The sequence below is a fragment of the Synechococcus sp. CBW1107 genome (assembly GCF_015841355.1).
Classification (GTDB): Bacteria; Cyanobacteriota; Cyanobacteriia; order PCC-6307; family Cyanobiaceae; genus Regnicoccus_A.
Map to the genome: position 1 here is coordinate 2,563,679 of NZ_CP064908.1, position 23,297 is coordinate 2,586,975.

The 23,297-nt window shown below is 67.8% G+C and carries 21 protein-coding genes; 5 read left to right on the forward strand and 16 right to left on the reverse strand.

Annotated elements, in window-relative coordinates:
- Nucleotides 1-60 precede the first annotated feature (60 nt).
- The 3 genes from I1E95_RS13420 to I1E95_RS13430 all read right to left on the reverse strand — a co-directional run bounded on the left by I1E95_RS13420 (nucleotide 61) and on the right by I1E95_RS13430 (nucleotide 3,137).
- Entirely contained in the window at nucleotides 61-426 is a 366-nt protein-coding gene (locus I1E95_RS13420; RefSeq protein WP_197163005.1) for a DUF309 domain-containing protein, read from the reverse strand.
- The gene (typA, locus tag I1E95_RS13425; protein WP_197163006.1) at nucleotides 423-2,228 is read right to left on the reverse strand and encodes a translational GTPase TypA; all 1,806 of its coding nucleotides are present in this window, start codon (nucleotides 2,226-2,228) and stop codon (nucleotides 423-425) included. Before typA ends, I1E95_RS13420 begins: the two co-directional genes overlap by 4 nt.
- Nucleotides 2,229-2,390: 162 nt before the next feature.
- Nucleotides 2,391-3,137 (reverse strand): M15 family metallopeptidase, encoded by a 747-nt coding sequence (locus I1E95_RS13430; RefSeq protein ID WP_197163008.1) that lies wholly within the window; start codon nucleotides 3,135-3,137, stop codon nucleotides 2,391-2,393.
- Between the two features lie 119 nt (nucleotides 3,138-3,256).
- Here I1E95_RS13430 and chlP point away from each other — a divergent pair, with 119 nt between their 5' ends.
- Nucleotides 3,257-4,663 carry a geranylgeranyl reductase gene (gene chlP, locus I1E95_RS13435; RefSeq protein ID WP_197163010.1) on the forward strand — a complete coding sequence of 469 codons (1,407 nt, stop codon included), beginning with the start codon at nucleotides 3,257-3,259 and terminating at the stop codon, nucleotides 4,661-4,663.
- A 27-nt stretch (nucleotides 4,664-4,690) separates the two neighbouring features.
- Here the strand turns inward: chlP and glyS are convergent, their stop codons facing one another.
- Nucleotides 4,691-6,859: a glycine--tRNA ligase subunit beta gene (gene glyS, locus I1E95_RS13440; protein WP_197163012.1), complete on the reverse strand. Its 2,169-nt coding sequence runs from the start codon at nucleotides 6,857-6,859 to the stop codon at nucleotides 4,691-4,693.
- A 199-nt stretch (nucleotides 6,860-7,058) separates the two neighbouring features.
- Between glyS and sir the strand changes: the two genes are divergently transcribed.
- Nucleotides 7,059-8,801, forward strand: coding sequence for a sulfite reductase, ferredoxin dependent (gene sir, locus I1E95_RS13445; RefSeq protein ID WP_197163014.1), 1,743 nt, complete (start codon nucleotides 7,059-7,061; stop codon nucleotides 8,799-8,801).
- Nucleotides 8,801-9,178 (forward strand): hypothetical protein, encoded by a 378-nt coding sequence (locus I1E95_RS13450; RefSeq protein ID WP_197163016.1) that lies wholly within the window; start codon nucleotides 8,801-8,803, stop codon nucleotides 9,176-9,178. The genes sir and I1E95_RS13450 overlap by 1 nt, the downstream gene beginning before the upstream one ends.
- Here I1E95_RS13450 and I1E95_RS13455 read toward each other — a convergent pair.
- From I1E95_RS13455 to I1E95_RS13505, 11 genes are all read right to left on the reverse strand, one after another.
- On the reverse strand, nucleotides 9,148-9,894 hold the full coding sequence (locus I1E95_RS13455; protein ID WP_197163018.1) for a M15 family metallopeptidase: 747 nt from the start codon (nucleotides 9,892-9,894) through the stop codon (nucleotides 9,148-9,150). The two genes, I1E95_RS13450 and I1E95_RS13455, sit on opposite strands and share 31 nt — an antisense overlap.
- Nucleotides 9,895-9,916: 22 nt before the next feature.
- Entirely contained in the window at nucleotides 9,917-12,490 is a 2,574-nt protein-coding gene (recG, locus tag I1E95_RS13460; RefSeq protein ID WP_370594550.1) for an ATP-dependent DNA helicase RecG, read from the reverse strand.
- Entirely contained in the window at nucleotides 12,448-13,737 is a 1,290-nt protein-coding gene (locus tag I1E95_RS13465; RefSeq protein ID WP_231594642.1) for a hypothetical protein, read from the reverse strand. The genes recG and I1E95_RS13465 overlap by 43 nt, the downstream gene beginning before the upstream one ends.
- Before the next feature lie 41 nt (nucleotides 13,738-13,778).
- Nucleotides 13,779-14,441: a translation elongation factor Ts gene (gene tsf, locus I1E95_RS13470; protein ID WP_197163022.1), complete on the reverse strand. Its 663-nt coding sequence runs from the start codon at nucleotides 14,439-14,441 to the stop codon at nucleotides 13,779-13,781.
- A gap of 110 nt (nucleotides 14,442-14,551) precedes the next feature.
- Complete coding sequence (gene rpsB, locus I1E95_RS13475; RefSeq protein ID WP_197163023.1) at nucleotides 14,552-15,268, reverse strand: 30S ribosomal protein S2; 717 nt, start codon at nucleotides 15,266-15,268, stop codon at nucleotides 14,552-14,554.
- 139 nt (nucleotides 15,269-15,407) lie between these two features.
- On the reverse strand, nucleotides 15,408-16,340 hold the full coding sequence (locus I1E95_RS13480; protein ID WP_197163025.1) for a glycosyltransferase family 2 protein: 933 nt from the start codon (nucleotides 16,338-16,340) through the stop codon (nucleotides 15,408-15,410).
- A 107-nt stretch (nucleotides 16,341-16,447) separates the two neighbouring features.
- A complete protein-coding gene (locus tag I1E95_RS13485; protein ID WP_006171625.1) occupies nucleotides 16,448-16,603 on the reverse strand; it encodes a hypothetical protein in 156 nt (51 codons plus the stop codon).
- 59 nt (nucleotides 16,604-16,662) lie between these two features.
- A complete protein-coding gene (locus tag I1E95_RS13490) occupies nucleotides 16,663-17,358 on the reverse strand; it encodes a DevA family ABC transporter ATP-binding protein (RefSeq protein WP_197167525.1) in 696 nt (231 codons plus the stop codon).
- Nucleotides 17,359-17,443: 85 nt separating this feature from the next.
- Nucleotides 17,444-18,631, reverse strand: coding sequence for an ABC transporter permease DevC (gene devC / locus I1E95_RS13495; protein WP_197163027.1), 1,188 nt, complete (start codon nucleotides 18,629-18,631; stop codon nucleotides 17,444-17,446).
- A complete protein-coding gene (locus I1E95_RS13500) occupies nucleotides 18,628-19,542 on the reverse strand; it encodes an HlyD family efflux transporter periplasmic adaptor subunit (protein ID WP_197163029.1) in 915 nt (304 codons plus the stop codon). The genes devC and I1E95_RS13500 overlap by 4 nt, the downstream gene beginning before the upstream one ends.
- Nucleotides 19,539-20,303: a phycocyanobilin:ferredoxin oxidoreductase gene (locus tag I1E95_RS13505; RefSeq protein WP_197163031.1), complete on the reverse strand. Its 765-nt coding sequence runs from the start codon at nucleotides 20,301-20,303 to the stop codon at nucleotides 19,539-19,541. Before I1E95_RS13505 ends, I1E95_RS13500 begins: the two co-directional genes overlap by 4 nt.
- Before the next feature lie 55 nt (nucleotides 20,304-20,358).
- Between I1E95_RS13505 and I1E95_RS13510 the strand changes: the two genes are divergently transcribed.
- Nucleotides 20,359-21,636, forward strand: coding sequence for a pitrilysin family protein (locus I1E95_RS13510; RefSeq protein WP_197163033.1), 1,278 nt, complete (start codon nucleotides 20,359-20,361; stop codon nucleotides 21,634-21,636).
- A complete protein-coding gene (locus tag I1E95_RS13515; protein WP_197163035.1) occupies nucleotides 21,633-22,955 on the forward strand; it encodes a pitrilysin family protein in 1,323 nt (440 codons plus the stop codon). The genes I1E95_RS13510 and I1E95_RS13515 overlap by 4 nt, the downstream gene beginning before the upstream one ends.
- On the opposite strand, the gene I1E95_RS17270 is transcribed toward I1E95_RS13515, so the two are convergent.
- Nucleotides 22,913-23,254, reverse strand: coding sequence for an NAD(P)H dehydrogenase assembly family protein (locus I1E95_RS17270; protein ID WP_322781721.1), 342 nt, complete (start codon nucleotides 23,252-23,254; stop codon nucleotides 22,913-22,915). The two genes, I1E95_RS13515 and I1E95_RS17270, sit on opposite strands and share 43 nt — an antisense overlap.
- Between the last annotated feature and the right edge of the window lie 43 nt (nucleotides 23,255-23,297).

Below are 23,297 nucleotides of genomic sequence, written 5' to 3' on the forward strand. Positions count from 1 at the left end.
ACCCGGTCTGGTCAGGCAATCTACGGGCCGATGCAGGAAGCCCAGCGCCCGGGCGGACGCTCAGGCCTGCGGCCGCAGGCCGGGAAGGGGCAGTCCTGATGGATCATCGCCTGCCTGCAGGCAGCGCAGGCGGGCGGAGCTGGTCTGGCGCAGGTGGTCGAGGTCGAGGCCGAGGGCCTCTGGACCGCAGCGGGCCAGACGGCCTACCCCTTCCCCCAGCAGGACAGTGGCGCCCCGCTGGTTGCCCCGCTCCAGATGGAGGTGGGCCACGGCGATCTGCAGCACCCCCTGGAGCACGGTCCGATCCGGACCCAGGGTTTCATGCCACAGCTCCTCGAGCCCGTCGTGGCAGGCGTACCACTGACCGGCGTTGAAGAGATCGACCGCCTGTCGGAAGCGGGGATCGTCCTCGAGAGCCTCGCTCAACGCTTGGCGGGCTTCTTCGCCGGCAGCTTGCGCAGCCGGATCGATTCCGGCGTCACCTCCAGCATTTCGTCGGGGCCGATGTATTCCAGTGCCCTCTCCAGGGTCATCTGGATCGGTGACTGAAGGGTGTCGAGCACCTCGGCACCGGCGGAGCGGATGTTGGTGACCTGCTTGGCCTTGCAGACGTTGAGTTCAAGGTCGGGCGGACGGTTGTGCTCGCCGACGATCATGCCCTTGTACACCTTGGTGCCAGGGGTGATGAAGAACTGGCCCCGGTCTTCGGCCCCCTTCAGGGCATAGAAGGTGGCAGTGCCTTCCTCGTAGGCGATCAGCACGCCATTGCGGCGCGCATCGAAATCGCCCTGCATCGGCCGGTACTCGAAGAAGGAATGGCTCATGATCCCCTCGCCCCGGGTGGCCCGCACGAACTCGCCGCGGAAGCCGATCAGGCCCCGAGCCGGAACGACGAACTCCAGCTGGGTTCGGCCATCACTGCCGGTCTCCATGTTCTGCATCTCGCCCTTGCGCATGCCCAGCTTCTCGATGCAGCTGCCGACGGCGTCCTCGGGGACATCCATCACCAGGGTCTCCACCGGCTCGCAGGGAGTGCCATCGATCGTGCGGAAGATCACCTGGGGCTGCGACACCTGGAATTCGAAGCCTTCACGCCGCATCGTCTCGATCAGGATGCCCAGGTGGAGTTCACCACGCCCACTCACGGCGAAGCGGTCCGGGGAATCGGTGTCCTCCACCCGCAGAGCCACGTTGGTGAGCAGCTCCTTCTGCAGGCGGTCACGTAGCTGGCGGCTGGTGACGAACTTTCCTTCCTTGCCAGCGAAGGGGGAATCGTTGACCACGAAGGTCATCTGCAGGGTGGGTTCATCCACCCGGATCAGCGGCAGGGCTTCGGGGTGATCAGGGCAGGCGATGGTCTCACCGATGTTCACCTCATCGAAACCGGCCACGGCCACCAGATCACCGGCGCGGGCCTCGGCGATCTCCACCCGGGCGAGGCCTTCGAAGCCCAGCAGCTTGCTGATCCGCCCGCGCTTGATGCTGCCGTCGTCGCGGATGAGGGCGGCCGGCTGCCCAGCCTTGATCGTTCCGTTGTGGACCCGCCCGATCATGATCCGCCCGAGAAAATCGGAGTAGTCGAGCGTGGTGACCTGCAGCTGCAGCGGCTTTGCGGGATCTCCCACCGGCGGTGGCACGTGGCGCAGGATGGCGTCGAAGAGCGGCTTCATGGTGTCGCTCTCGGTGGCCATGTCGGGCTTGGCGTAACCGCCCATGCCGCTGCCGAAGAGATAGGGGAAGTCGCACTGGTCGTCGTCGGCGCCCAGCTCGAGGAAGAGGTCGAGCACCTTGTCGACGGCCTGCTCAGGGTCCACCCGGGCCCGGTCGATCTTGTTGACGAACACGATCGGCCGCAGTCCCTGCTCGAGGGCCTTCTTGAGCACGAAGCGGGTCTGGGGCATCGGCCCCTCGTTGGCGTCGACGATCAGCAGCGCCCCGTCCACCATGCCGAGCACCCGCTCCACTTCACCGCCGAAATCGGCGTGGCCAGGGGTGTCGACGATGTTGATGCGGGTGCCGGCGTAGGTGACCGCCGTGTTCTTGGAGAGAATCGTGATGCCGCGCTCGCGCTCCAGGTCGTTGGAGTCCATGACGCAGGTGGGCACGGCCTCCCCTTCGCGGAAAATGCCCGATTGCTGAAGCAGGGCATCCACCAGAGTGGTCTTGCCGTGGTCCACGTGGGCAATGATCGCGATGTTGCGGATCGGTGCGCTCTGATTGGCGCTCATACGGGATCTCTCGCTTAATCTTGTCGGCAGCAACCGAGACGGTTGCAACAATCCATCACCTTATCCCAGCACCACCTGGAAGGCTCGGGCTGAATCGGTTAAGGGACGTCCAGACCCCGGATCCCGACCAGTCAGCGTCATGATTCAGGCCAACGGGCCTGATCAACGCCCCAGTTGCCGGACTGGTTCGAACAGGCGCAGGGCTTCCAGGGATCCCTCGTAGCGCCAGTGCCAGGGCTCGTAGCTCACCCCCTGGCTGTTGCCCCTTGGAAAGGACAGCTGGAAGTGGAAGCGGTTGGCATTGGCCTCGAGCCAGCGGAAGGCGGCGGTGCGGTCGAACCCCTCACTCAGATTGCTCTGGGGGCTGGCACCATCGCCCAGATCGACCGCATAGCCGGTGCTGTGCTCTGAAAAGCCGGGTGGAGCGCTCACCTGGGCCCGCTCCTGGGCGCTCTGGTTCCGCTCGGCTTTGACATCGAAGAAGAGCCCCTTCTGCAGCTCGATCGAGCGAAAGGCGCTCAGCAGACGCAGGTCGACGCCATCGGCGCTGGCGGAGCGCTGCATGGCCAGCAGGGCATCGGCGGCCTCAGGCCGAAGTTTCAGGCCGGGGGCCACCGCCTTCAGGTTGCCAGCGGCCGCTTCGGGGTACGGGAAGTGACCCAGCAGGCGACCGTCGAGGGTCTGGCGCGCCTCAAGACCAGGTACCGGTGGGGGAGCCAGCCAGCGTCTCAGGGGCTGAAGGAACAGCAGCACCCCCCCGGCCGCCAGCACCAGCAGGACCGCGGTCGTGGTGGCCACCGGCTTGAGCAGGCCCCTGCGGCGACGGCCCTCGGGCAGGGAGCGGCGTGCCACCGGCAGGTCCTCGCGCTGTTCGCCGCGCTTCAGGCGCGGCGGCCTTCGCGGTGGCACGCAACCTCGTAACAAACTTCGTCACAATCGTAGATGTCAGCCCTGGCCTGATCAACATCGAGCTGGGCGTGGGTGTTAGCTTCGCGCCCAAGGATCATTCCAGCGGAGCAGGTTTCAAGATGTTGCGAGTCGCAGTGGTGGGTGGCGGCCCGAGCGGTTCCTGCGCAGCCGAAGTGCTAGCAAAAGCAGGAATAGAAACCTGGCTCTTCGAGCGAAAGCTTGACAATGCCAAGCCTTGTGGTGGTGCCATTCCACTCTGCATGGTCGAAGAATTCGATCTGCCCGAGTCGATCATCGACCGCAAGGTTCGCAACATGCGCATGATCTCCCCCTCCAATCGTGAGGTAGATATTCATCTTGAAAACGAGAACGAATACATTGGCATGTGTCGCCGGGAGATCCTTGATGGATTCCTGCGCAATCGCGCCGCTGAGCTCGGCGCCCATCTGATCAATGGACTGGTTCAGTCGATCGACACCGGTTCGGCCCGCCAGGGTCCCTACACCCTCCACTACGCCGACTACTCAGGCGGTGGCCCCACCGGCGAGATCAAGAGCCTCGAAGTCGATCTGATCGTGGGTGCCGATGGTGCCAACAGCCGCGTGGCCAAGGCCATGGACGCTGGTGACTACAACGTGGCCATCGCCTTCCAGGAGCGCATCCGCCTGCCCAAGGAGGAGATGAGCTACTACGAGGATCTCGCCGAGATGTATGTCGGCACCGACGTCTCCCCCGACTTCTATGCCTGGGTCTTCCCCAAGTACGACCATGTCGCCGTGGGGACCGGAACGATGCAGAAGAACCAGGCGCTGATCAAGAGCCTGCAGAAGGGCATCCGCAGGCGGGCAAGTGCCAGGCTGCTGCGCGGCGAGGTGATCAAGGTTGAAGCGCACCCGATTCCCGAGCATCCCAGGCCCCGTCGTGTCGTGGGACGCATGGCCCTGGTGGGGGATGCCGCTGGCTATGTCACCAAGAGTTCAGGAGAGGGGATCTACTTCGCTGCCAAGAGCGGCCGCATGTGCGCCGAGCAGATCGTTGCCGCCAGTGCATCCGGAGCGAAGATCCCCACGGAAGCGGATCTCAAGGTCTACATCCGCAAGTGGGACAAGCAGTACGGCGCCACCTACAAGGTGCTGGAGATCCTTCAGAACATCTTCTATCGCAACGACGCGGCCCGCGAAGCCTTCGTCGAGATGTGCGACGACAAGGACGTGCAGCGTCTCACCTTCGACAGCTATCTCTACAAGCGGGTGGTGATGATGAATCCCTGGCAGCAGATCAAGCTCACTCTGCTCACCCTCGGTGCCGTGCTGCGCGGCAATGCCCTGGCACCTCAGTCGTACAAGCCTGTGCCCAGCGTGGTCCGCAGCCCCGAGGAAATGGAAGCCTGGCTGGCCACCCTGGCCCAGGAAGCGGAGCAGCAGCAGGGCGTGGGCAAAGCCAGGCGGGAGCCCAAGGCCATGTCCGTGGTTGCCGACCCTCAGCAGAGCCAGGAGCGGGAACCCGTGCTGGCGGCCAAGGGCTGAGGCGGGTGGCCGGTCCCGCCCGGCCCCTCAGCCGCTGAGCTGGCTGAAATCGGCCAGCACGCCGGCCTGATTGCGCAACACCGCCAGCAGGTTCAGCCGGTTGCGGCGCACGGCCGGGTCGTCGCACATCACCATCACACTGCTGGCGCCGTCGAAGAAGGCGGAGAGGGCTTCGGCTCCCTCCGCCAACTTGCTGGCCAGCTGGCGGTAGCGGCTTTCGCCGTCAGGTAGCGAGAGGATCGGCTCCAGCTCCTGCAGCACCTGCAACATGCCGGCTTCGCTGGGGGAGCTGAACAGGGCCGGGTCCACCACATCCGCTGGGCTGAGCACATCGGCCGGCAGGTCTCCCTTCACCGCCAGGCGTGCCGCCCGCTGCACCACGGCCTGAACCGGTGCCAGCTGGCCGTCACCACGGAGCTGGGCCAGCAGGGCCACCCGCTTGCGCCCGTCGATCGGATCGCCCAGCAGCCGCCCGGCGGGCACCCCATCGCCGACCACGGCCTGGACCAGGTCGGCATCGAAGCCTTCCTCATCGAGCAGGGAGATCATGCGCTGGCGCAGAGCTTCCACCAGCTCGCCCGCGAGTGCGGGGGCATCGAGCCGCAGGTCGGGCAACAGCTCGGCCCAGTGGGCGCTGGCCTGCTGCAGCAGCATGGTCAGATCCGGAGACCAGCCCCGCTCCCAGAGGATCTGCAACAGGCCGTTGCCCGCCCGGCGCAGGGCGTAGGGATCCGAGGAGCCGCTGGGCCGCTCCCCCTTGGCATAGATGCTCAGCAGCAGCTCCAGCCGCTCGGCCAGGGCCACCACCGCGCCTGCGTCGGAGCTCGGCGGCAGATCACCGGCTCCCCGCGGCAGATAGTGCTCGAGCACAGCCAGGGCCACGTCCCTCGATTCTCCCTCTGCCAGGGCGTACTTGGCCCCCATCACTCCTTGCAGTTCCGGGAATTCCCCCACCATCTGACTGACCAGATCGTGCTTGCACAGGTGCGCGGCCCTCAGGGCCGCCTCCTGGTGCTCCCGCGTCAGCGGGAGATGCTGCAGGAGCAGTTCACTCAACCAGAGCAGGCGATCACTGCGGTCGAGCAGGCTGCCGAGCCCTTCCGCAAAGGTGACGCTGGCGAGCCGCTGCCGTCGCTGCTCGCAGCTGACGGCGCGGTCGGCCTCGAGAAAGAACTCGGCATCAGCCAGGCGGGCCTTGAGCACCCGCTCGTTTCCCCGCCGCACCGTGGCGGCCGCCTCCGGCAGGCCGTTGCCGATGCAGAGGAATCGAGGCAGGAGGCTGGCCTGGGCCGAGAGGGCGAGGGGATCCTCCACCGCGTCCAGGCGGCGCAGGGGCACGTAGCGCTGGTGGCTGCGCATCACCGTGCTCAGGACCTCCGGCGGCAGGTCGAGGAAACGCTGCTCCACCGACCCCTCGATCAGACTGGGGCTCTCCACCAGATCCACCAGTTCCTCGAAGAGCTCCTCGGGAAGATCAGGGTGCGCCTGGGCGGCGCCGGCGGCCTCGAGCACCTGCTGGCGGATCCAGTCCGCCCGCTGCTGCCGTTCCACCAGCACACCGGCTTCGGCCAGCAGGTCGCTGTGGCGGCCGGCGTCGGCAATGGCCAGGCTCTGCTCCGAGAGACGGTGACCACGGCTGATCCGGCCGCTGCTGATCAGTGGATCACTGCCCTCCAGCTCCAGGGGAATCACCTGTTGATCGAGCAGGGCCACCAGCCAGCGGATGGGGCGGCTGAAGCGCAGGTCCCCCTCGCCCCAACGCATGAAGCGTCGTCCCTGCAGGGCCGTGATCCAGACCGGAATGCGTTCGGCCAGCACGTCTTCGCTGGGGCGGCCCGGCTGCAGGATGCGGGCGAAGACGAACGGACCCTTGGGGGTGTCCCGCAGCTCCAGGCTGGCCGGATCTACGCCGCAGCGCTTGGCGAAACCGATGGCGGCCTGGCCCGGTTGCCCGTCCACAAAGGCCTGGTCACCCGGGGGGCCCTTGCGCTCTTCGGCCAGATCCTCTTGGCTCGGCGGCAGATCGGCGACGCGCACCACCAGGCGCCGCGGGGTGCTGGTGGCCTCCACCAGGCCATGGGGCAGGCGCTGGGCGGCCAGGTCGTGTCGCACCTGCCGCTCCAGTTGAGGCAGGGCCAGGAGCGCGAAATCGGCCGGAAGTTCTTCGGTTCCGATTTCCAGCAGGAACGTGGCCACTCGCACAGCTCAGCAGCCTGCGACTGTATTGAAAGCCCGTCAGCCTCACCCTGCTTCGCTACCTTCGAGAGACGCTCGTGCCTTTGTCGTGACCCTCACCCCCGAACGTCATCTCAAGTCGTCGGGGTCCGGCCACACCAGGGTTGAAACCGATTCTGTGGACGCTGCCTCTCGATCCTCTCCCTCCGTCAACGGCGGAGTGCCTGAAGGGTCAGGCACAGCCGTCAAGCCACCCAGCAAATTCGAGCGCCTGAAGGCCGCCAGCGACTACCTCAAGGAGCCCCTGGCCACTGAACTGGAGAACGACAGACCCTTCTTCACCGATGGGGCCGTTCAGATCCTGAAATTCCACGGCAGTTACCAGCAGGACAACCGCGACAATCGCCAGAAGGGCCAGGAGAAGGACTGGCAGATGATGCTGCGGCTGCGCAGCCCGGCTGGCCGCATTCCGGTCCCTCTGTACCTGGCGATGGATGATCTCGCTGATCGCCTCGGTAACGGCACCCTGCGGCTCACCACCCGTCAGGCCTTCCAGATGCATGGCATCGCCAAGGCCGACATCCGTGAGGTGATCGGCACGATCGTGCGCTCGATGGGCTCCACCCTCGCGGCCTGTGGTGACATCAACCGCAACGTGATGGCCCCGGCCGCGCCCTTCGAGAAGGGGGGCTATCCCGCCGCCAGGCGTCTGGCCGATGAGATCGCCGACCTGATCGCCCCGCTGGCGGCCGAGGGGTCGTATCTGGATCTCTGGGTGGATGGCGATCACAGCTACCGCTTCAAGCCCGCTGCGGCTGTCAGGCGCGCCCGCCAGCGGCAGGTTCAGGGGGCCGGATTCAGCGGGGACCCCAATGAACCGCTTTACGGAGGCACCTACCTTCCCCGCAAGTTCAAGGTGGCCGTCACCGTTCCGGGCGATAACTCGGTGGATCTGCTCACCCAGGACATCGGCTTGGTGGCCTTCACCGATCCCTCCGGACGCCTGCGCGGCTGCAACGTCTACGTGGGCGGTGGCATGGGCCGCACCCACAACAAGGAGGACACCTTCGCCCGCACCGCCGATCCCCTCGGCTACGTGGCGGCCGAGCATGTGCTCGATCTGGTGCAGGCCATCGTGGCCCTCCAGCGCGACCACGGCGACCGGGAGCAGCGTCGCCATGCCCGCATGAAGTATCTGATCCACGACCGCGGGGTCGACTGGTTCCGACAGGAACTCGGCCGTTACCTCGAGGCACCGATCAAGCCCCTGCGGCCGGAACCCAAGCCTCGCCTGGACGACTACCTGGGTTGGCACCGCCAGAACCGTGGTCTCTGGTTCGTGGGCCTGCCCCTGCTCTGCGGCCGTCTGGAGGGTGAGCGCAAGCGCGGCCTGCGGCGCCTGGTCGAGACTTACCAGCTGGAGGTGCGGCTCACTCCCAACCAGGACCTGCTGCTCTGCTCGATCGGCACCTCCCAGCGCAGCAGCGTGAAGGAGGCCCTGGCCGCCCTGGGCTTCGAGGCGCCGGAAGCGCCGTCGTTGCTGTCGCGCCACGCCATCGCCTGTCCGGCGCTGCCCACCTGCGGCCTGGCGATCACCGAATCGGAGCGGATCCTGCCGGCTGTGCTCGAACGCCTGGAGACTCTGCTGCGGCGGCTCGGCATCGAGCGTCCACTGCTGGTGCGCATGACGGGCTGTCCGAATGGCTGCGCCAGGCCCTACATGGCCGAAGTCGGACTGGTGGGCAGTGGCGTGGAGCAGTATCAGCTCTGGCTGGGCGGCACGCCGAACCTCACCCAGCTGGCGGTTCCCTACCTGGAGCGCATGCCCCTGGCCGAGCTGGAGGTCACCCTGGAGCCACTGCTGCTGCTCTGGAAGAACACGGGCGGCCGTCAGAGTTTCGGCCAGTTCGTCTCCGGCCTCGGCACCGAGCGGATTCAGGCGCTGCTCCCCGTCGAGAGCTGATGACGCCTCTCCTGCGGACCGGACCTGCGTCCCTGCTGGTGGGTACTGCCAGCCTGCTCCTGGGGGCGATCAGCCCCTGGGGCCCACCGCTCGCGGCCCGCACGATGCCTCCACCGCCGAAAACTCCCGTCAGGATCTATCAACCCGATGGTGACACCTGCAAGGGGGAGCACCTGCTCAAGGCGTACCGGAACCAGCTGCTGCAATTTGCGAATCAACCCCCTGAGGTGCTGCAACGTCTGCGTCAGATGCAGCTGGAGCTGGGGGAGGCCAGTCTGAAACGCTGCGCCAACGAGAACCGGATCAGCCGGGAGGAAGCTGACCGCATCTGGAGGGAGCTGCAGAGTCAGCCCCTGCCGGGATCCCAGCCGCCATAGATCGCGGCGGCTGCTCCCTGCCGCCAGGCCCAGAGCTGATCCCCGTGGCTGAAGTGCCACCATTCATTGGGGTGCTGGGCGAATCCGGCAGCCGCCATCACCTCGCGCAGCAGACTGCGGCGCCGGTGCCACTGGAGCTCGAGCACTCCTGTCCCCCCGTGGCCATCCAGGCGTTCGGATCGCCTCGACGGGTCGTAGTGATCGGGCTCCGAGACAGCTCCGATCGCATCGATCTCGCCGCCCAGATCGAGCGGTTCGCCGTCTGAGGTCGCCAGGGTCAGATCCACGGCCCCTCCGGTGCTGTGGGGAGGTGGTGTCGCTGGATCCAGGCTGGGGGGGGCCCAGAAGCGGCCCACGTCCGCCGTCACGGCTTCCAGTTCGGGCCCGTTCCGATGACGGTCCACCCCACGCCGGCGGCATTCGCTCGCGATCGTGTGATCCACCATGAACTGCTGCACCCGCACGGGCCGCCAGCCGTCGAAGATCGCCAGGCGCCAGTCGCTGTGATGGCGTTGCAGCTCGCCCTGGGCCACCAGCAGCCGTTCCACCACACCGCTGCGCAGCTGGAACGGGCTGCAGCCTTCGCCGTAGGGCGCCCCCAGTGACGCGTAGGGGTGGGGCTCGAGGCGCATCAACTCCAGGGGGAGGGGAATCAGCGGTTCGGCCGTGTCGTGGATGGGAATCGGACTCCAGGGTCTGAGCGGGCTGGGGCTCACACGCAGGGATGGCGGGGACGGTTCAATTCAAGCTGCCGGTCTCCACCAGCCGTTGCCGCTGCTCGTGCAGCGCCTGGCGCAGGCGCGGGTGGCGCTCCAGATCGGGGTCGAGCTCCAGAAGTCGCCTCGCCAGTGTCCTGGCCTGATCGAGCACGTCCCCATCGTCACTGAGGCTGGCGAGGGCCAGGTCGGGCAGGCCCGACTGGCGCGTTCCCAGCACCTGGCCCGGTCCCCGCAGCTGCAGATCCATCTCGGCGATCTCGAAGCCGTCGCTGGAGCGCACCAGCAGCTCCAGCCGCTGCTGGGCCGGCCCCCCCTTGCCATCGTTGATCAGCAGGCAGTGGGAGGCGGCCGCCCCGCGGCCCACACGGCCCCGCAGCTGATGCAGCTGCGCCAGGCCGAAGCGCTCGGCATGCTCGATCACCATCACGCTGGCTTCCGGCACGTCGACCCCCACCTCCACCACGGTGGTGGAGACCAGCACATCACAGTGCCCGCCCGCGAAGGCGTTGATCGCTTCCTGCTTGCGAGGGCTCGGCATGCGCCCATGCAGCAGGCCCACGCGCAGATCCGGGAAGATCTCCTCCTGCAACTGCTGGTGGACGGCCACCGCCGATCGCAGGTCCAGGGTCTCCGACTCCTCCACAAGGGGGAGAACCACATAGGCCCGCTGGCCCCGGGCCACCTCCTCGCGGATCAGCTCGTAGGCCTCCTGGCGCTGACCACCACGCAGCAGGCGTGTGCGGATGGGGGTGCGGCCCGGTGGCAGGCCGTCGATCTGACTCACATCCAGGTCGCCGTGCACGGAGAGAGCCAGGGTGCGCGGGATCGGTGTGGCGGTCATGGTCAGCAGGTGCGGCTGCAGCCCCTTACCCATCAGCCGGTCGCGCTGGCGCACGCCGAAGCGATGCTGCTCATCCACCACCACCAGCCCCAGGCGGGCGAAGGTCACCGGATCCTCCAGCAGGGCATGGGTGCCCACCAGCAGCTGCAGCTGGCCGTTGGCCAGATCCTGGAGCAGCTGCCGCCGCCGCCCCGCCGGGGTGGATCCCGTCAGCAGCGCCGTGCTCACGTGCAGCTGGCTCAGCCACTCCCCCAGCTTGCGGGCATGCTGCTCGGCCAGCACTTCCGTGGGGGCCATCAGAGCCCCCTGGCAACCGGCTTCGATGGCCACCAGCAGGGCCGCGACGGCTACCACGGTCTTGCCGCTGCCCACATCCCCCTGAAGAAGCCGGGCCATCGGCCGTTCCTCCTCCAGATCGGCCTGAATGTCGGCCAGCACCCGCCGCTGGGCCTCCGTGAGCTGGAAGGGCAGCAAGTCGAGAAAGGAGGCCATCAGGCTGCTCTGCCCCCTCGGCAACCTCAGGGGCCGGGCCGGCCGCCGCGCGAGCTGAGCACGCCGTTGCAGCAGGTTGAGCTGAAGCAGCAGGAATTCATCGAACACGAGCCGATGACGGCTGGCCCTGAGGTCGTCACGGTCGGCAGGATCGTGCAGCCCGCGCCAGGCGGCCGCCCGATCCAGCAGTCCTTCCTGCCGCAGCAGAGCCGCCGGCAGGGGATCATCCCAGCGGGCGGCGGCGGTCAGCACCGTCTGGATGGCCTGGCGCAGGCGTTCGGCGCCCAGCCCTTCGGTGAGGGCATAGACCGGCACGAGCCGTCCGATCTGGCCTGAGCGCACCGGAGACTTGGGCGACTCGAGCACCTCCAGCAGGGGATCCTGCAGGGTGGGGCCGTAGGGGGTCTGGCGCACCAGGCCACTGGCGGCCACGCTGCAGCCGGGCGGGAACTGCCGTTGCTGGGCCTTGAGCCAACCTGGTGAGCTGAAGCGCCTGCCTGCGAAGAACTTGTTCACCCGCAGCCGTCCGGTGCTGTCGCTGAGCTGCAGGTCCAGGATTGCCAGCCGGGGGTTGCGCGGGCTGGCGAAGGCATGGGAGCGCTGCACCGTGGCCACGATCGTGGCCGTGCTGCCCGGCACCAGCTCCCGGATGCGGACCAGATTCGCGTAGTCGAGGTAGTCGCGGGGGTAGTGGCACACCAGGTCGCGGGCCAGCAGCAAGCCGAGGCTCGCCAGCCGTGCGGCGGTCTTCGGACCGATCCCAGGCACCTCGGAGAGGGGTGTGTCGGGTTGGATGGGGCCGGCCCCCCTGCGGGCTCCGGACCTGCCGTCGACGGAGGCCGCAGGGCGGGGCGCCAGCGTCAGCCGTGGTGGCCCTGGGGGCCGGGGAGGATCAAGGGTCTTGCGCAGGCCGTGGAGCCGTTCCCGGCAGCGCCTCAGCAGCGACTGGCGCTGGGCCAGGGGCAACGCGTCGTAGCGGGCGAAGGACTCGGCCAGGTCGATCAGAGCTGGCGCCGCTTCAGGCAGCCGGCGGATCAGGTCGTCGGGGGGCTGGCGACACTGGCGTTCAAGGAAGAGGCTGAACCGTTCCCGGCGGCCCTGCAGGTTTTCGAACCCGCGTTCCACCTCCAGCTGCAGGGCCTGCTGCAGGGTGGTGATCCAGCGGCCATGGTCCGAGCTGGCTCCGGCTCTGGGAGCGGGCCGATCCTCCGCCGGCTTCAGGCCTGGCTCTCGGGGGTGGATTGGCTGTCCTGCATCCACTGCTGTTCCGCTTCCAGGGCCCGGGCCCGCCGTTGCCAGTGGCGGTACTGCTGAGCCATTTTGCGCACGCTGGCGCGGCGCTGCTCCAGGCGCTTGCGGCAGGTGCGCAGGCGCGGTTGTTCGTATTCGAGATCGCTGGTGCGCAGCAGCACACCCAGGGCCTCGACCCGAACAGGTGTTTCGGGGGTGCCGAAGGGCAGGTGGATCCGCAGCAGGTTCGCCGGAGCGGGGAGGGCTTCGAGGTCTCCCTGAAGCACGGCATCGAGCAGAGACAGCGGCATCAGGCTTCGGGTGAGACCCAGCTTGATCAGGTCGAGATTGATGGCATGCGAGAGGTTGCGCAGGCGCCTCTGCAGGGCAAGGTCGAGTGCCTGCCACCACTCCAGCAGCTCCAGGGGCTGCCGAGGCACCAGGGGCTGATCAGCCTCGGCCTCAGCGGAGCTATGGGGGAGAGGTCCGGCCGTGGCCTCGGGGGAGGAGAGGCCTGTCACGCGTATCTGGGAGCGCCGGTCCAGAGGAACGGCCATCGTCAGCAGGGCCCTCAGGATGTCGGTGGGATCCTCCGCTTCCGCGTCGTCGTCCTCCAGGTCCTCGAGCTCATCCAGTTCAGACTCCTCATCGAGGTTGTCGTCCTCGTCGTCGTCTGCACCTTCCACGTCGAGGTCTCCGTCGTCGTCCCCTTCATCGCGTTCTTCGCCGTCCATCAGCTTCTGCGCGGGGTCATCCACCAGGCCGCCGAGGCCGGCCAGGGTCGGAATGCCAGCGGAGAACAGCTCAGCGGAGAGAGGGAGGTTCAGATCCAGCCGGATCGAGCCCTCGGCTTCCTCGCGTTCGTCCCCGTCATCCTCGCCGTCGTCTTCGGCAGCCCCGGCGGACAACCTCGACAGGGCCCGGGCCAGTCGACGCTGGTCCTGCTGACCCTGTCGCCTCTGCTCGTTCTGGACCTGGCGTGCCAGCACCAGCAACTGCTCCAGGGTCAGCAGGCAGCCGCAGCGCTGCACCAGTTCTGCCAGACGGCGGGGCAGCTCCTGGCGCTGGCGATCGTTGAGATGCCGGTAGCGCTCCGGCACCACCTGGGTGGCCACATGAAAGACGGCCTGCTGGACGGCGTCCAGCAGGCCGTCGCGCAACACCTGCAGGTAGAGGGCCAGGTCGTGATAAAGCTCACGGTGGCCCTCCCCCAGACGCAGTCGGATCCGCTCCAGGTGCCCGTGGGCTTCTGACAACGCGGTGGCGCTGGTCTCCAATCGGCTGAGGCGGAGGGACGGAAGGGGAACGCCAGCGGCGCTCAGGCCGCCTTGCCGGTGATGGCGGCCACCTCGGCGGCGAAGTCGGTCTGCTCCACCTCAATGCCTTCACCGAGGGTGTAGCGGGTGAAGCGACGCACCTGGATGTTCTCGCCGATCTTGCCGGCCACCTGCTTGACCAGCTCGGCCACGGTGATGGAGCTGTCCTTGATGAAGGGCTGCTCCAGCAGCGCCAGTTCCTTGAGGCGCTTGCCGATGCGGCCTTCGACGATCTTCTCCTTCATCTTGTCGGGCTTGCCGGCCAGGTCGTCACGACCCATCTCGATCTGCTTTTCGCGATCGGCGACAGCGGCGGGGATCTCCTCGGTGCTCACGTATTCGACGTTGGGGCAGGCGGCGATCTGCATCGCCACGTTGCGCAGCAGCTCCTGGAAGACATCGCCGCGAGCGACGAAATCGGTTTCGCAGTTCACCTCAACCAGCACACCCACCCGTGCGCCGGTGTGGATGTAACTGCCGATGGCGCCCTCGGCGGCGGTGCGGCCGGCTTTCTTCTCGGCGGTGGCGATGCCCTTCTGGCGCAGCCACTCGGCGGCCTTGCCCATGTCGCCGGCGGATTCCGCCAGCGCCTTTTTGCAGTCCATCATGCCGGCGCCGGTTTTCTCGCGCAGTTCCTTGACGAGCTTCGCCGAGATCTCAGCCATGGGAGGGGAAAGGAGGAAGGGAAAGGTGGATGGTCATGATCAGGGGTCCCGACGTGCTCGGGACCCCGGGGAAGCTCAGGCCTCAGACCTGAGCTCAGAGTCGAGAGGCTTCAGGCCTCGTCGTCTTCGGCACGTTGTTCCTGACTGCCGTGGCGGCCTTCGTTGATCGCGTCGGCGAGCCGGCCGAGCACCAGCTGCACGGAGCGCACGGCGTCGTCGTTGCAGGGGATGGGCACGTCGGCCAGGTCAGGATCGCAGTTGGTGTCGAGCATCGACACCAGGGGGATGTCGAGTTTGCGGCACTCGAGCACGGCATTGTTCTCCCGGCGCTGGTCGACCAGCACCACCACATCGGGCAGTCGCCGCATCGATTTCAGACCGCCGAGATACTTCTGCAGACGCTCCAGTTCGCGGCGCAGCACTGCCGCTTCCTTTTTCGGACGCATGGCGATGGCGCCGGAGCTCTCCATGCGCTCAAGATCCTTGAGGCGGTCGATGCGGGCCCGCATGGTGCTCCAGTTGGTGAGCATGCCGCCCAGCCAGCGCTGGTTCACGTAGGCGGCACCGCAACGGGTGGCCTCGATGGCGATCACCTCGGAGGCCTGTTTCTTGGTGCCCACGAACAGGAAGCGCTTGCCACTGCGGGCGGCATTGCGGGTCCACTTGTAGGCGTTGTTCATGCAGACGGCCGTCTGCACAAGATCAATGATGTGAACCCCGTTGCGCGCACAGTAGATGTAGCGCGACATCTTGGGATTCCAGCGACGCGTCTGGTGCCCGAAGTGGGCACCAGCCTCCATCATCTCGGAGAGGGTGACAACAGCCATGGTTGGGAAGGGTTTCGGGTTCGCCTCCACCTGCCAGGGATCAGACGCGATGACCCGGAAAGGGGATCACCGGTGCCGACTGAGCACCCGAAACGGACAGGTGTGCGGTTTGTTAAGGACAATCCAAGCTATCAAACGGTCAGCGCAGGCCCTCGGCGCGGGCTTCGCGGAACAGGGCGCGGACCCCCAGCCGGTTGAGGGGCAGGCGCAGGAGCTCCATGGCCAGGGCGTTCTGGCCATGACGGATCAGCCAGGCCAGCAGCGGCCGCAGCGTGCGCTCGTTGAGCAGTCCCCCCAGGGTGAGCAGCTCCCAGAGCAGGCGGTGCCACCAGGTGAACTGAATGATGAAGCGCACCCGCCGGGTGGGATGCTTCCGGTAGAAGACCAGGCCCATACGGGCCCGTTCCTGCTCGATCCGCACCAGATCGGGCAGCTGCTCCAGGCTCAGAGCCGGATGCCAGTGGTATCCCACCGCCGCCGGGCAGCGCACCAGCTCCACCCCCAGCCGCCGCAGCCTCTCTCCCAGCTCCAGGTCCTCCCAGCCGTAGAGGCGGAAGCCGGTGTCGAAGAGACCGGATCGCTCCAGCAGCTGACGATCGATCGCCACGTTGCCGGTGGCGAAGTAGGCCCAGGAGTGATCGCTCAGCTTGTGGGGTTCGCTGGTGGGATCCTCGAAATTGGCCGTGTTGATCACCGCGCCGTAGGTGAAGCAGAGCCGGTTGCCGCTGCGCTGCCAGTGGGCCTGCAGAGCCCGGGCATGTTCCAGCAGGAACGTGCCGGTGACCACCAGATCGCTGTCGATGAACACGATCACATCACCGCGGGCATGATCCACGCCTCGGTTGCGGCCCTCGGCGGGTCCGCCATGGTCCTGCTCGATCAGGCGCACATGGGGGAAACGATCCGCCTCCTGCCGCAGCCATGCGGCGGTGCCGTCGGTGGAGCCGTCATCGACCACCACCACTTCGTACCCCTCCAGGGGCGGCTCCAGCCGCTGATCCTCAAGGGCCAGGAGCGCCTTCTCCAGGATCGGCCTGCGGTTGTAGGTGGGGATGACGACGCTGGGAAACATGACGTGGCGGCCGTGGGGTGATGGAGCATGAAAAAGGGATCCCTCGGGATCCCCACGCCCGTCAGGCGCCACACCTGGGCGCCTGGAGAGCGACACCAGCTCCTGGCTCAGTCGGCGGCGCCGCCGTTGTTGGCGGTGCCGGTGACGCCGTTGCCGGCTCCTTCACCACGGCCGTCGTTACGGAGCTTGCGCTTCTTGAACTTGCGGGCGTAGGCGCGGTTGCGCTCCTGTTTTTCCTTCTTCAGATTCCTGCGTTTCGCCATGTAGTGGTTCGGGCCCGTTGGAGAGAGTCTTCAGCCTACCAAGCCCGGCCCATCGACCTTCAGGCCGCCGGTTGCGGCTCAGGGACAGGGGCCGCGATCAGGCGGCCGTCCTCCATCTGCACCAGGCGGTCGGCCACATCAAGGATGCGGGGGTCATGGGTCACCATCAGCACGGCGCAGTGCTGCTCCCGGGCCAGGCGCTTGAGCAGGTCCACGACCTCCCGTCCACTCTGCTTGTCGAGGGCGGCGGTGGGTTCATCAGCCAGCAGCAGCCGTGGGTGGGCGGCCAGGGCGCGGGCGATCGCCACCCGTTGCTTCTGGCCACCGGAAAGGCCATGGGGCAGTTTGTCGAGATGGTCACCGAGGCCCACGGCCCGCAGCCACTCGCGAGCCTGATCGCGCCGGGCCCGGTAGCCGAGGTGCGGCAGGAGGTCGGAGCCCATCTGCACGTTCTGCTCGGCGCTGAGGCAGCGCAGCAGGTTGTGACCCTGAAAGATCATGCCGATCTGCTGTCGGAGTTGCTGGCGCTGCTTTCTGCTGGATCCGTTCAGGGCCTGCCCCAGCACCCGGACATGGCCCTGCTGCACCTGGCGCAGGGCTCCCACGAGAGTGAGCAGGGTGGTCTTGCCGCAACCCGAGGGTCCGGTCAGGAGGACCACCTCTCCGGGCTGGATGGTCAGGCTGACCTGTTGCAGCACCTGGCGACGCATCTCGCCGGCGCCATACCAGTGGCAGAGACCGTCCACCTCGACCATCGGCGGAGGGGCACCACCTGGGGCGGTGCGGGAGGGAAAGGATGAGGGGGCGGTGGTCATGGCGGCAGGGCTGAGGTGGCGGCGGTCAGAAGATCTCAGCGGGGTCGGCATCCCCCAGGCGGCGCATGGCCATGCCGGCCGAGCCCATGCACATCACCAGGATCAGGCTGAACACCAGAACGGCTCTGGGTGGGTCCATGTAGACCGGCAACCGGGTGGCGGATCGCACCAGGGAGTAGAGGCCCTGGCCGGCGGCATAGGCCGGCAGATAACCCAGCAGCGCCAGCAGCAATCCCTCCCGCGCCACCACCCCCAGCAGGCTGGAGAGGGGGTACCCCATCGCCATCAATGTGGCGTACTCCGGCAGGTGATCACTCACGTCGCTGTAGAGGATCTGGTAGACGATCACGCACCCCACGATGAAACCCATGGCGGCACCGAGAGTGAAGATGAAGCCGATGGCCGTGCTGCTGCGCCAGTAGTCCTTCTCGAAGTCCATGAAGCCCTGCTTGGTGAACACGTTCACGTCCTTGGGCAGGGAGGCCTTGAGTCGTTGCATCACAGCGGCTGGATCCGCGCCTGGCCGCAGGCGGATCAGGCCCACTTCGATGCTGCCGGGGGGGGTGTTGGGCAGGAGGTTCAGGTAGGTCTCGCTGCTGGTGAGAATGTTGCCGTCGGCCCCGAAGGACACCCCGAGAGCCACCAGGCCGCCGACACGCACGCGCTTGCCACCGATCTCGCTCTCCACGGTGCGGCCCGCCCGGAACCACTGCGCCACCGGACCGAACTCGGGCCTGGAGAGTTCATCGAAGAGCACGCGTCCCTTCTGATTGAGCACGTTCGCCTTCGGCGCCAGGCTGGGGTCCGTGAACAGAGGATCCCCCGGCTCGAATCCAAGGGCCAGGATCGAGCGGGTGCTGAGGTCCTTGGGATTGCGCCAGAGCACCAGGTTCCAGTGCACCGGCGTGATGCCGGCCACGTCGGGATCGGCGAGGGTCTGGACCAGCCGCCGGCGGGGGAACCCCGCCATGCTCACCGAACTGCTGGAGCGGGGGCTGAGCAGCACCAGGTCGGCGTCGAACAGCTTGTGCACCGTGACGCTGGCGTCGAACAGTCCGTCGCGGAAGCCGAACTGCATGAACATCAGGATCCCGGCGAAGCTGATGCCCGCCAGGGCCACGGCCAGCCGGGCCGGTTGGCGGGTGAGCAGCAGCCAGGCCAGGGGAATCCGGCGCCGGTTCCAGATCGCCGCCAGCCCGGGCAGAGCGCTCATGGCTCGAAGCGGATCACGGTCTTCAGTCCGGCGCGGGTCCGGACCCTGGCGATGTCAGCCGGCTCCAGGGCAAGCCGCACTTCAACGATGCGGGCATCGGCGTCGCCGGTGGGGTCTGTGGAGAGCACATCCCTCTGGCGCACCTGGGGGCTGATCCGGATCACCCGCCCGTTGAGGCTGCCGCTGAAGCCTCCGTTCTCGCTGGTGATGGTGGCCCGCTGGCCCAGTCGCAGGCGGTTGATGTCGCTTTCGTAGACCTCGGCGAGCACCTCCATCTGGTCGCTGGCCCCAAGCTCGAGAATGCCGTCATCGCCGGGGCGCTCGCCGACCCTGGACTGCAGCTTCAGCACGGTGCCGCTGAACGGGGCCCGCAACTCCGTGTTGACCAGATCGGCCTCGGTCTTGACCAGTTCGTCCTGGGCTTCGCGCAGATTGCCCTTGAGTTCCACCAGGGTGAGTTCACGGCTCTCCAGGTCGGCGGCCGGGGTGGCACCCGCCTTGGCCAGCTGGCGGTAGCGGGAGATTTCACGCCCCAGAAGGGTCACCTGGTCGCTGAGGTTGGCGATGCGGCTCTGCAGCAGCCGGCGCTGGGCCTGAAGGGCCGGACCGGTGTCGAAGGTCGCCAGCAACTGGCCTTCCTGCACCCGCTGGCCTTCCTCCACCAGCAGCCTGGTGATGCGGGGGCTGCCGCCGATGCCGGTGATCGGTGCGGCCAGCTTGCGGATGTCACCGGCGGGCTCCAGGCGTCCGAGAGCCGATACCGCCTCGAGTTTTCTCGGCTGGGCGGCCGACTGAGGGGCGGTGTCCGGTTTGGAGGTCTGCTGGCTGCGGCTGATCAGGGTCACGGTCCCGGCCACCAGAACCAGGGCAGCCGCGCCGATCAGGACCGGACGCACCGGCAGGCGGGTCATGCCGGCGGCGGCGGATCGTCGAACAGGAGCTGCTCGATGTAGCGATCCGCCCAGCTCGGGTTGAACGCCTTCTCCAGCACGCGGCGGGTCTTGTCGTTCCGTTTCTGCTGCTGGCAATACGAGAGCTGCCCGTGATACCTGGAAACCGTAGCGGGGTCATCGACGGCCTGCTCCGGCGTGCTGGCCACGGCCTTGCCCATCACCGCCAGCAGTGCCGCCACCTCCTCCAGGAACCAGCCGTCCTCCTGTTCGCTCACCGGCCGCACGAAGCGCACGAAGGGAGAGAAAATCGTGCCCCAGGCCGGCAGCTCCCGCGGCTGGCTGTAGGGATGCCGCGGCAGGGCAGCCAGGTCGGCGGCGATGCCGGCCGCCAGCTCCCCGCCCGTTGGGGAGAGATCGGCGATCGCGGCCGACACGCCGGCAGGCCCGGCCACGATGTCCGCTCCGAAGACGGGCAGGTCGTAGCGGGGATCAGGAAAGAACACACAGTGCAGGATCTGCAGACCTGCTCCCAGCCGGGCGGTTTCCAGGTGCAGCTTGCGCAGGCCGCGGCAGCGGCGCAGCTCATTGCGGATGAACAGTTTTTCGCCGTCGAGGCTGCCGCTGATCGCCTCGAGATCGGCCTCGATGGCCAGGGGAGCCAGCTCCGGCAGCATGCTCCAGCTGCTGCGGATCGTTTCGGCCAGGGCATCCACCAGCGGGTGCAGACCGGAGGCGGCGGGGCGCTGGTCAGGGCTGGGGGCGGGGACGGTGGAGGTCACGGGGCAGCCTCGGCCAGCAGAATGTTGATCCTGCCACGCCCTTTCGGCCCAGCCGTTGCCCCTCCCCTCCCCACCCCCGCTCCAGGCTGCCGACAGCTTCGAGGATCCATGCCTCCTGCGCCTCGCCAATGGGGTGGATGTGGTGAGCCTGAGGCAGGAGCAGGCTCCCCTGGTCTGTCTTGATTTCTGGTGCCAGGCCGGCAGCGCCGGTGAGGGTCCCGGGCAGGAGGGGATGGCCCACTTCCTGGAGCACATGGTCTTCAAGGGCAGCGAGCACCTGGAAGCTGGGCAATTCGATCACCGCATCGAGTCGCTGGGCGGCAGCAGCAACGCGGCCACGGGCTTCGACGATGTGCATTACCACGTGCTCGTGCCGGCGGAGGCCGTGGCCGAAGCGCTGGAGCTGCTGCTCGATCTGGTGCTGAAGCCACGGCTCGATCCCGGGGATTTCCGGATGGAGCGTCAGGTGGTGCTCGAAGAGCTGGCCCAGAGTGAGGATCAGCCCGAGGAGGTGGCCTTCCAGCGCCTGCTCGCCCTGGCCTGTCCCCATCACCCCTACGGCCGGCCGATCCTGGGAGACCGCAAAGCCCTCAAGGCTCAGACTCCCGAGGGGATGGCCTCGTTTCACAGCAACGCCTACCGGCCCCGGCGCTGCAGCCTGGCCCTGGCCGGCGCCATCGATCAGCTGCCGATCGAGTCCCTGCTGGCGGACAGTGCCCTGGCCGGCCTTGAACCCCTGGCCTCGCCATCGCCACCAGGCCCAACCATGGAGCTGCACCCCGGTGTCCATGAACTGCGGCTGCCACGGCTGGAGGCGGCCCGCCTGCTGATGGCCTGGCAGCTTCCCGCCGCCGACGATCAGGAGGGGGTGGCCGGCGCCGATCTGCTCACCAGCCTTCTGGCCGAAGGTCGCCGCAGCCGACTGGTGCAGCGGCTGCGCGAAGACCTTCGCCTGGTGGAGAGCATCGATCTGGATCTGAATGTGCTGGAGGCCGGCAGCCTGGCCCTGCTCGAGGCGGTCTGCGCCCCGGACCAGGTGGCGGCGGTGGAGGAGCAGATCGCCGTGGTCTGGCAGGAGATCTGTTGCACCCCGCCCCCGGAGAGTGAGTTGCAGCGCGCCCGGCGCCTGGTGGCGAATGGGTACCGCTTTGGCCTGGAGTCGGCGGCGTCGGTGGCGGGTCTGATCGGTCACCAGTGCCTCTGGGGGCGCCTGCAGCCCCTGCGCCAACCCCTCGAGCTTCTGGAGCGCTGGAGCGTGGAGCGCCTCGGCGCCGAGCTGCTGCCGCTGCTGGCCCCCGAGAGGGCCTGCCGCCTGCTGGCCCTGCCCGCATGAGTCACTCCACCCCCCTTCCCCCCCTGCCCCAGCCCGAGCGCTTCGAGCTGCCCGGCGGCTGTCCGGTGTCGGTGCTGCGTCGCGAGGGTCCGGCGATCCTCTCCGCCAGGCTCTGGATCCGTGGCGGCAGCGCCGCCGATCCCCCTGGCCAGCGCGGACGGGCCCAGCTTCTGGCAGGCCTGCTCAGCCGTGGCTGCGGTGACCTCAGTGGTGACCAGCTGGCTGATCTGGTGGAGGGCCTGGGTGATGAACTCCGTTGCGAAGCGAGCGAAGACGCCCTGGTGATCAGTCTGAAATGCGCCAGCGACGATGCCCCCGCCCTGCTGCCGCTGCTGAGGGTCATGGTGCAGCGCCCCTGGCTCGATCCCGATCAGAGCAGCCTGGAGCGGCAGCTCAACCTGCAGACCCTCGCTCGCCTGCGCGAAGACCCCTTCCAGCAGGCCCACGATCAGCTGCGGTCCCACCTGTATGGCCAGGGCCCCTACGGCCATGACCCCCTGGGTGTGGAGACGGAGCTGGCCGGGTTGGATCGTCCCCAGCTGCTCGATGCCGCCGGGGACCTGGGGAGCCAGGGGGCGGCCCTGGTGCTGGTGGGCAGGCCACCCCATGCCCTCGAGGAGTTGCTGCAACCCCACGGCAGCCCTGCCTGGACCAGCCGATCACCGTCGCTGCTGAGCGGTCCGGAGGCGGCGAACGTGCCCGGCCTCGTGCTCGAGGAGCAGGACACCGAGCAGCTGGTGCTGATGCTCGGGGCCGCCACGGTGCCCCTGGCCGATCCCCGCTCCCTGGCCCTGCGACTGCTGCAGTGCCATCTGGGAGTGGGCATGTCGAGCCGGCTGTTCGTGGCCCTGAGGGAAGACCGCGGACTGGCCTATGACGTGGGCGTCCACGCCCCGGCCCGCTGTGGCGCTGCCCCCTTCGTGTTCCACCTCTCCAGTTCCGCCGAGCGGGCGGCGGAGGCCACCAGGGAGCTGCTTTCGGAGTGGCAGCGGCTGCTGGATCAGCCCCTCAGCGGTGAGGAACTGGCCCTGGCGATCGCCAAGTTCCGCGGCGCCTCCGCCGCCGGCCGGCAGACCTGCGGCCAGATCGCCGATCGTCAGGCGATGGTGCTGGGCCATGGCCTGGGCTGGTCCTACGCCGATGAGTCGCTGGAGCGGGCCGGCAGTCTCACCCCCGAGAGCCTGCTCAGCGTGGCCCGCCAACTGCTCAGCCGGCCCAGCCTGAGCCTCTGCGGACCGCCCCAGGCCCTTCGGGCCGCGGCGAAGATCTGGGGCGCTCACCCCCTGGGCCGCCCCTCGGGAGTGCAGGCACTGAGCTGATCGGCACCCAGCAGGAACGTGCCTCGCCGGAAGCGCACCGCCAGTTGGTTGATCGCCCGCAGGGCCATCACCTGGCCGGCTTCATCGCCATCGACCAGATCGGGGGGGCGCAGCATCGGCATCGGATCGGCGGTTTTGAGGTAGGTGATCCGGTCCTTGATCCGGACCCAGTCCCCGACGCTGAATGGGGCCCGTCCGGGCTCACCGGCTGGAGTGGACTTCGGGTCCGTCGGCTGAGGCTCCGGCGGTTCGGCCATGGGGTCGGCGCAGTGATCGGTGGGCAGATCGAGGGAGCTCATGGCCACCGCTGTTCAGCTGGCATCCACTACAGCAGGATGGGTG

Bases quoted from the DNA above. Each gene is read 5' to 3' on its own strand.
- I1E95_RS13450 (WP_197163016.1), top strand. From the start codon at position 8,801: ATGACGCCTCTCCTGCGGACCGGACCTGCGTCCCTGCTGGTGGGTACT.
- I1E95_RS13500 (WP_197163029.1), bottom strand. From the start codon at position 19,542: ATGACCCGCCTGCCGGTGCGTCCGGTCCTGATCGGCGCGGCTGCCCTG.
- tsf (WP_197163022.1), bottom strand. From the start codon at position 14,441: ATGGCTGAGATCTCGGCGAAGCTCGTCAAGGAACTGCGCGAGAAAACC.
- chlP (WP_197163010.1), top strand. From the start codon at position 3,257: ATGTTGCGAGTCGCAGTGGTGGGTGGCGGCCCGAGCGGTTCCTGCGCA.
- I1E95_RS13480 (WP_197163025.1), bottom strand. From the start codon at position 16,340: ATGTTTCCCAGCGTCGTCATCCCCACCTACAACCGCAGGCCGATCCTG.
- I1E95_RS13490 (WP_197167525.1), bottom strand. From the start codon at position 17,358: ATGGTCGAGGTGGACGGTCTCTGCCACTGGTATGGCGCCGGCGAGATG.
- typA (WP_197163006.1), bottom strand. From the start codon at position 2,228: ATGAGCGCCAATCAGAGCGCACCGATCCGCAACATCGCGATCATTGCC.
- I1E95_RS13515 (WP_197163035.1), top strand. From the start codon at position 21,633: ATGAGTCACTCCACCCCCCTTCCCCCCCTGCCCCAGCCCGAGCGCTTC.
- rpsB (WP_197163023.1), bottom strand. From the start codon at position 15,268: ATGGCTGTTGTCACCCTCTCCGAGATGATGGAGGCTGGTGCCCACTTC.
- I1E95_RS17270 (WP_322781721.1), bottom strand. From the start codon at position 23,254: ATGAGCTCCCTCGATCTGCCCACCGATCACTGCGCCGACCCCATGGCC.
- I1E95_RS13485 (WP_006171625.1), bottom strand. From the start codon at position 16,603: ATGGCGAAACGCAGGAATCTGAAGAAGGAAAAACAGGAGCGCAACCGC.
- devC (WP_197163027.1), bottom strand. From the start codon at position 18,631: ATGAGCGCTCTGCCCGGGCTGGCGGCGATCTGGAACCGGCGCCGGATT.